The sequence below is a fragment of the Micrococcus sp. genome, from assembly GCF_030523875.1.
In the GTDB taxonomy this organism is placed as follows: Bacteria; Actinomycetota; Actinomycetes; order Actinomycetales; family Micrococcaceae; genus Micrococcus.
On the sequence record NZ_JAUNHR010000043.1, the window covers coordinates 1 to 5,403 of the forward strand.

The 5,403-nt window shown below is 73.4% G+C and carries 5 protein-coding genes and 1 pseudogene; 2 read left to right on the forward strand and 4 right to left on the reverse strand.

The genetic code is table 11. The features are described from left to right. A pseudogene (locus tag Q4D18_RS07080) lies at positions 1–518 on the reverse strand (hypothetical protein); the annotation flags it as partial. Here Q4D18_RS07080 and dtd point away from each other — a divergent pair. Next, entirely contained in the window at positions 517–969 is a 453-nt protein-coding gene (dtd, locus tag Q4D18_RS07085; RefSeq protein WP_303126821.1) for a D-aminoacyl-tRNA deacylase, read from the forward strand. The pseudogene Q4D18_RS07080 and the gene dtd overlap by 2 nt on opposite strands. A 15-nt stretch (positions 970–984) precedes the next feature. On the opposite strand, the gene Q4D18_RS07090 is transcribed toward dtd, so the two are convergent. Then, positions 985–1,206 (reverse strand): hypothetical protein, encoded by a 222-nt coding sequence (locus Q4D18_RS07090; RefSeq protein WP_303126822.1) that lies wholly within the window; start codon positions 1,204–1,206, stop codon positions 985–987. Beyond that, positions 1,206–3,077, reverse strand: a complete 1,872-nt coding sequence (gene aspS / locus Q4D18_RS07095; RefSeq protein WP_303126823.1) for an aspartate--tRNA ligase — start codon at positions 3,075–3,077, stop codon at positions 1,206–1,208. The genes Q4D18_RS07090 and aspS overlap by 1 nt, the downstream gene beginning before the upstream one ends. 171 nt (positions 3,078–3,248) lie before the next feature. Here aspS and Q4D18_RS07100 point away from each other — a divergent pair, with 171 nt between their 5' ends. After that, the gene (locus Q4D18_RS07100) at positions 3,249–4,538 is read left to right on the forward strand and encodes an APC family permease (protein ID WP_303126824.1); all 1,290 of its coding nucleotides are present in this window, start codon (positions 3,249–3,251) and stop codon (positions 4,536–4,538) included. Between the two features lie 42 nt (positions 4,539–4,580). Here the strand turns inward: Q4D18_RS07100 and Q4D18_RS07105 are convergent, their stop codons facing one another. Further along, a complete protein-coding gene (locus Q4D18_RS07105) occupies positions 4,581–5,081 on the reverse strand; it encodes a hypothetical protein (RefSeq protein WP_303126825.1) in 501 nt (166 codons plus the stop codon). Positions 5,082–5,403: the final 322 nt, after the last annotated feature.

Genomic DNA, 5,403 nt, shown 5'->3' on the forward strand with positions numbered 1-5,403 from the left:
AGGCCGGCCGCGGCGGGGACGGCGACGCCCAGGGCCGCGTCCGCGGACTCGAGGCGCGCGCTCAGGCGGGCGACACCGTCGGGACCCGTCACCCTCGGTACCAGCGTGGTCTGCGTGGTCTCGGCGAGCACTGTGAGCACACCGAGCCCGGCCATCACGGCGGCCAGGTGGGCGAAGGTCAGCGCGTCCAAGGTCCAGGCGGCGACGAGCGTGCCCAGCAGCGCCCCCTTGGCCAGCCCGGCTCCCGCAAGCAGCCGCGGGCTGAGATGCCGGTCCACGAGGATGCCCAGCGGCACGCCCAGGAAGAGGAAGCCCAGGCCGGAGAGCGTCATGAGGACGCCCATCTCGGCGGCGCCCACGCCCAGGGCCAGGACGGCGATCACGTCCAGGGCGACGTCGGTGGCCGAGCGCCCGGCGGCGTCGAGGGCGTTGGCCGCCACGAGGCGGCGTGGGGAGCGGCGAGCGGGCCCGTCGTCGTGGGCGGCGGGCGGGGCCGCCGGATGGGACGATGGGGCCATGCGTGCAGTATGTCAGCGAGCCCGGTCCGCGTCCGTGAGCGTCGGGGGCGAGGTGGTCGGCGCCTTCGAGGGCGAGGGCCTCGTGGTCCTGCTCGGGGTGTCCGTGGACGACACCGAGGCCGAGGCGGTGCAGACGGCCCGCAAGGTCGCCGGCCTGCGGATGCTCGACGGGGAGCGCTCCGTGGCCGACGCCGACGCGCCCGTCCTGGCGATCAGCCAGTTCACGCTCTACGGGGACGTGCGCAAGGGGCGCCGGCCCTCCTGGACGCGCGCGGCGAAGGGCGAGGCCGCCGAGCCGCTCTACGAGCGGTTCATGGCGGAGCTCGAGGCCGCGGGCGTGCGCGTGGAGCGCGGCGTCTTCGGCGCGGAGATGGACGTGTCCCTGACCAACGCCGGGCCGTTCACGCTGCTCGTGGACACCGACGACCTGGCGGCCCCGCGCCGGGGCTGAGGGGCGGGACGGAGGTCAGCCGCGTCGGCGGCGCGCCCACACCGCGACCGCCACGACGCCGACGGCCAGCCCCACGCCCAACGCGAGGATCCAGCGGACCCACCAGGGCCAGTCCGTGGCGACGTCGATGAGCATCGACGTCATGAAGGTGGCCAGGAGCGTGGGCAGCAGGCGCACCGACGTCGGCGGGACCCCTTCGGACCCCGCCGACGCGCGGTGCTCGGGCCGGGCCGGCATCAGCGCAGCTGCGCCTCGTCCGCCGCGGTCCGCTCGTCGTTGGCCTTCGCCTGGGCCTCGGCGGTCTTCTCCCCCGCGCCCTTCGTGGGCTCGGGCTTGGCGTCCACGCCGGCCTCCTTGCGCTGCTGCGCGGTGATGGGGGCCGGGGCCGCGGTCAGCGGGTCGTAGCCGCCGCCGGTCTTCGGGAAGGCGATGACCTCGCGGATGGAGTCGGTGCCGGCCAGCAGGGCCACCACGCGGTCCCAGCCGAAGGCGATGCCGCCGTGCGGCGGGGCGCCGTACTTGAAGCCCTCGAGCAGGAAGCCGAACTTCTCCTGGGCGTCCTCCTCGGACAGGCCCATTACCTGGAAGACGCGCTTCTGCATCTCCTGCTGGTGGATGCGGATGGAGCCGCCGCCGATCTCGTTGCCGTTGCAGACGATGTCGTACGCGTAGGCCAGGGCCGAGCCCGGGTCGGTGTCGAACGTGTCCGCGAACTCCGGCTTGGGCGAGGTGAAGGCGTGGTGCACCGCCGTCCACGTGCCCGAGCCGACGGCGACGTCGCCCGAGGCCACCGCGTCCGCGGCCGGCTCGAACAGGGGCGCGTCCACGACCCACACGAACGCCCAGTCGGCGTCCTTCGCGGCGACGCCGTCCCCGGCGTCGGTGAACAGCTCGCAGCGGCGGCCGATCTCCACGCGGGCCGCGCCGAGCAGGGCGCGGGACTCCTTGGGCTTGCCGGCGGCGAAGAACACGCAGTCGCCCGGGTTCGCGCCCACGGCGGCGGCCAGGCCGGCCTTCTCCTCGTCGGTGATGTTCTTGGAGACGGGGCCGGTGAGGGAGCCGTCCTCCTGCACCAGCACGTAGGCCAGGCCCTTGGCGCCGCGCTGCTTGGCCCACTCCTGCCAGGCGTCCAGGGTGCGGCGCGGCTGGGAGGCGCCGCCCGGCATGACGACGGCGCCCACGTACTCGTTCTGGAACACGCGGAACGGGGTGTCCTTGAAGTACTCGGTGAGGTCGGTCAGCTCGAGGCCGAAGCGCAGGTCCGGCTTGTCCGAGCCGTACTTCTCCATGGCCTCGGCGTAGGTCATGCGGCGGATGGGGGTCTCGACCTCCACGCCGACCAGGCCCCAGAGGGCCTTGACGATCCGCTCGCCCAGGGCGATGACGTCGTCCTGCTCCACGAAGGAGGCCTCGATGTCCAGCTGGGTGAACTCCGGCTGGCGGTCCGCGCGGAAGTCCTCGTCCCGGTAGCAGCGGGCGATCTGGTAGTACCGCTCCAGCCCGCCCACCTGCAGCAGCTGCTTGAACAGCTGCGGGGACTGCGGCAGCGCGTACCAGGAGCCCGGCGCCAGGCGGGCCGGCACCAGGAAGTCGCGGGCGCCCTCGGGGGTGGAGCGGGTCAGGGTGGGGGTCTCCACCTCGACGAAGCCCTGCTCGTGGAGCAGCTCGCGCGCCACGCGGTTGGCCTCCGAGCGCAGGCGCATGATGCGCGCCGGCTGCGGGCGGCGCAGGTCCAGGTAGCGGTGGCGCAGGCGGGCCTCCTCGCCGACCTCCACGTGCTCGTCGATCTGGAACGGCAGGGCGGCGGCGGTGTTCAGGACGGTCACGTCCTCCGCGATGAGCTCGACCTCGCCCGTGGGCAGGTTCGGGTTCTCGTTGCCCTCGGGGCGGCGCTCGACCGTGCCGGTCACCTGCAGGACCCACTCGTTGCGCAGCGGGTCGAAGTCGGCCTCGTCGCGGACGACCACCTGGGCGCGGCCCGACGCGTCGCGCAGGTCCACGAAGGCGACGCCGCCGTGGTCGCGCCGCTTCGCCACCCAGCCGGTGACGGTGACGGTCTGGCCGATGAGCGAGGCGGTGAGCTCGCCGAGATGGTGGGTGCGCAGCACGAGGCTTCCTCTCCGTCCGGGTCACGGACGATGTGCGGGGTTCATGTCCTGGTCGATCCGCTGTGGTACCCGTGTGGGGGCCGCGGATCGCGTCGTCCCCAGTCTACGGGGACGTCGGATGCCGCCGCCGACCACCCCCGCCCCCGCCGCACCCCGTCGAGAGGCCCCCCCATGACCGCCGCCCTGCAGCGCCGCCTGAGACTGCCCGGAGCCCTCGCCGTCGGCGTGGGCTCGATGGTGGGCGCCGGCGTGTTCACCTCCCTCGGCCTGGCCGCCCTGCTGACGGACGGGCGCGTGGGCCCGCTCGTCGCCGCGCTGCTGCTGGCCGCCGCGGTGGCCGCGTGCAACGCGGTCTCCACCGCGCAGCTCGCGGCCGTCCACCCCACCTCGGGCGGCGCCTACGTCTACGGGCGGCGTCAGCTGGGGGCGCTCGCCGGCTTCACGGCCGGCTGGGGCTTCGTCACCGGCAAGACCGCCTCGGTGGCCGCCATGGCGACGACGGCGGGCCTGTACCTCCTCCCAGACTCCCCGCTCGGCGCGCGCCTGGCCGGCGTGGCCGCCGTCGTGGTGCTCACGGCCGTGTCCCTGCGCGGCATCACGCGCACCGCGCAGGCGACCGTGGCGATCCTGGCCCCCGTGCTCCTGATCCTGGCGCTGGCCGTCGTGTCCGGGCTGGCACTCGGGGACGCGGTCCGGGCCCCGGGCCTCGACCCGGCGGCCGTGGACCTCGCCGGGATCCTCGGTGCCGCGGGCGTGCTGTTCTTCGCGTTCGCCGGCTACGCCCGCGTGGCCACCATGGGCGAGGAGGTCGTGGACCCGGTCCGCACCATCCCGCGCGCGGTGCTCGGCGCCCTCGGGTTCACGGTGGTGCTGTACGCCCTGCTCGCGTGGGCGCTCGTGTCCGCCCTGGGTGGGCCGGGCCTGGCCGCCTCCGGTGCCCCCGTGCGCGCCGCCCTGGAGACGACGCTCGGACCCGGCTGGGGGTGGGCGGCGGCAGCCGGAGCCGTCCTGGCCTCGGCCGGCGCCATGCTCAACCTGTTGGCCGGCGTGTCCCGGACCGGTCTGGCCATGGCGCGCGAGGGTGACCTCCCCCGTGCGCTGGCCACGGTGGGCGAGCGGACGGGGACGCCGTGGGTCGGGCAGGTGGCGGTGGCCGCCGTGGTGATCCTGCTGGTGCTGGCCACGGACGTGGTGACGATCGTCGGCTTCAGCTCGTTCGGCGTGCTCGTGTACTACGGCGTGGCGAACCTCTCGGCGCTGACGCTGCGGCCGGAGCAGCGCGTGGTGCGGGCCCCGCGAGCGGTCAACGTCCTCGGGCTGGTGCTGTGCACGCTGGTGGCCTTCACGGTGCCGCCGCTGTCCGTGGCCGCGATGGTAGGCGTGTTCCTGGTGGGCCTGGGCGGGCGCTGGTTCGTGCGCTCCGGACGCCGTAGCCACATGCGCGGCGGCAGCGACCGGTGAGCCGGGGGCACCGGACGAGCGGGGTGCCGACGGCGAGGCAGATCACCCGTCACCGAATCGTCGCGACTGTTCCCCGATGATGTGCAGGACGCAGTCCTCCATCACCGCCGAGACACCCATGAATTCCAGGAGATCGATGGGGGACGAACACGGCACTCCGCCTGAGGAAAGGTCGATCCATGCCGATTCACCACCCCGCCTGACGCACTCCAGGAGCACCTTCGGCCCGAAATCCTCCAGGGGATACAGATAACGCAGGTCGTAGAGGAGCTCCACCCATCCCACATGGGGATCCCCTGGTGCCGGAATCGGCGGTTCCCCGCCCCGAGGAGGCCTCCTTGTCCATGCGGGGGCACAGGCATCCACGTCCGACCAGATGCTCAGCCTGGAGGTGGGCAGGCAGATCCGCACATGTCCCTTGCGCGTGCCCAGCAGGACATGGTCGTACCCCTGGACGGACACGGTATCGACGACAGGGGCGTCCTGGGCCCTCTCGAACGCCGACAGTTCGGCGAAGAAGACTTCCAGATCTCCGCGCGTCACACCATCCCCCTGACATCATCCAGGTCCCCGGGTCGGCGACCAGAGGCGGACTCATTCTCGCATTCGGGGACCGCCCCCTTTCGAGCGCGTCTTTGCTCCCCCGCGCAGGCCCCGGCGCGGGTCACCTGCGGCAGCAGGTCCTCGGCGGCCGGCGTCCAGGTTTGACTATTAAAACCGCCAGTTCTCGTCAGACACCTCGTGAGACGGATAGGGTGGCGCGAACGTCTGTGGCCATCCCGGTGCGCCCCGGCCCACAAAAGGGCCCGGCGCCCCCCCAACCAAAACCACCCCCGCCGCCGCAACGGTTTTGTGGTGCTCCTCC

Bases quoted from the DNA above. Each gene is read 5' to 3' on its own strand.
- Q4D18_RS07090 (WP_303126822.1), bottom strand. From the start codon at position 1,206: ATGCCGGCCCGGCCCGAGCACCGCGCGTCGGCGGGGTCCGAAGGGGTC.
- Q4D18_RS07100 (WP_303126824.1), top strand. From the start codon at position 3,249: ATGACCGCCGCCCTGCAGCGCCGCCTGAGACTGCCCGGAGCCCTCGCC.
- dtd (WP_303126821.1), top strand. From the start codon at position 517: ATGCGTGCAGTATGTCAGCGAGCCCGGTCCGCGTCCGTGAGCGTCGGG.